At 39.5% G+C, this 1,657-nt stretch carries 2 protein-coding genes and 1 tRNA gene; all 3 read left to right on the top strand.

Going from position 1 to position 1,657, the window contains the following annotated elements; translation table 11 throughout:
- Window positions 1-78 precede the first annotated feature (78 nt).
- On the top strand, window positions 79-852 hold the full coding sequence (locus P8O70_11390; GenBank protein ID MDG2197475.1) for a hypothetical protein: 774 nt from the start codon (window positions 79-81) through the stop codon (window positions 850-852).
- A gap of 73 nt (window positions 853-925) precedes the next feature.
- Window positions 926-998 (top strand) — tRNA-Arg (locus P8O70_11385).
- A gap of 78 nt (window positions 999-1,076) precedes the next feature.
- On the top strand, window positions 1,077-1,657 hold a 581-nt coding region (locus P8O70_11380), incomplete at its 3' end, for a hypothetical protein (protein MDG2197474.1).

Raw genomic sequence — 1,657 nt, 5'->3', positions numbered from 1 at the left:
ATAAAATTTTTTGAATCATTCAATATATGATTAGTTAGAAAAAAAATAATTTGAGTAGACTTGACGAGAATAAATATTATGAAGTTAATTGCTTCTCTAATTTTATTTCTTAGTATAATTGAACCTATATTTGCACAATACGCTACACCTTATTTGTCAACAAACCAAAGTCATGTCAACCCAATAGGCGCAGTTCTACGTGAAACCGGAAATTTTCGATATGGCTCATTGAATACTGGGAGAGCTCTTAGGCAAGAAGTTGGATTTTCATTTATTGGTCAGCGTTATGGTCTTGAAGCTGACTACATAAACGAGACTGGTTACATAGACAACAATACGATTGAAGAAACAGGTTTTAGAGGGTCCTATCAATTTGGGAAGTCATTCACAGTTGGCTATGCCTCTGAATCTCAGCGTGGTGATATTGAACAATCAAGTGCTGACTTGGGTTTAGGATTAAAGCTTGATAGATTTCATGCAAGTTACTTATCGAGTGGAAAGAAAATTGATGAATTAAGTTATTCAGTTGCCACTACTTCTGTAGGGTTTATATCAGGTAGTATATCTGAACAATGGAAACTTGAGTATACGAACTTAGCAGCAAGTGAGGAGATTTATACGAGTTCTCAAATTGTTTTTGAAGTTAGAGCTATCAGGTGGATACTTTTGTTAGAGATAGAAGATAGTAATAGCTATGATCGACAAATACTTGGTTTTGGTTGGGATGATCAGGATGGATCTGCGTTTAGAGTAGATGTGTACTCCCGATCGTTTGAAGATGGTGAGTCAGAAACAGGTGTGAAGTTAACAGCTGGCTTCAACTATTATCGCAGAAAAAGCTGTGGTTGTTGAGAAATTTATTGTCAAATTAGATTCGGAGCACATTTTCACAGACTTTTGAAATCTGGTTTAGTCATGAAAAAAAGCTCCCATAGTTTAAGCGGATAAAACGTTGGATTCCTAATCCGAAGCTCTGGGTTCGAGTCCCGGTGGGAGCATTCTCAGCCAAATTAGTAGTTAACCAAATTCAGTGGGAAAATGAATCGCCATTCAAAATCTTTAGGTGGAGAACCGTTATGAAGATTCGCTTGCAGCGAGCATGGATATTCGCTTTAGCAGCACTGGGACTAGCTGAAGTTGCCCAAGCACAGGTAGCAACTCCTTATCTTTCAAGTAATCGTAGTCATATTAATCCAGTTGGAACAGTCTGGAGAGAGACTGGAAACCTACGTTACAACATGTTAGATGCAGGAGATGTTGCCAAACAAGATGTGGGTTTCTCGTTAATTGGAGAAAGTGCTGGAGGTGAAGTTGATTTTGTCATTAACGAAACAATTGATGGGGGTGCTAACTCAAGCAACGGTACTGGGTTTCGAGGTGCGTTTAAAGTAGGTGAATCGTTCGCAATTGGCTATGGAATGGGAACCTATAGTGGTGATGTTTCTAATGAAACAAGCGATTTGGGATTGGGGCTGAAGTTTTTCGATAATATCTATGCAAGCTTCCTTTCGCGAGATGGCAAGGCAGGAGAAGACAGTTACTCAGTCGCTGGTCTAGGGCTCGGCATTGTTTCAGGCAATCCGACAGACCTGCAGTGGAAGTTTGAATATGCCAGTCTATCTGCTTCGGAAGATGCCTATTCTACTTCGTTGACAGT

It is taken from the genome of SAR324 cluster bacterium (assembly GCA_029245725.1).
In the GTDB taxonomy this organism is placed as follows: domain Bacteria; phylum SAR324; class SAR324; order SAR324; family NAC60-12; genus JCVI-SCAAA005.
This window is presented reverse-complemented; position numbering and strand designations above follow the sequence as displayed.

What these genes read in the sequence shown, in the direction of transcription:
- P8O70_11390 (MDG2197475.1), top strand. Translation starts at nt 79, where the DNA reads ATGAAGTTAATTGCTTCTCTAATTTTATTTCTTAGTATAATTGAACCT.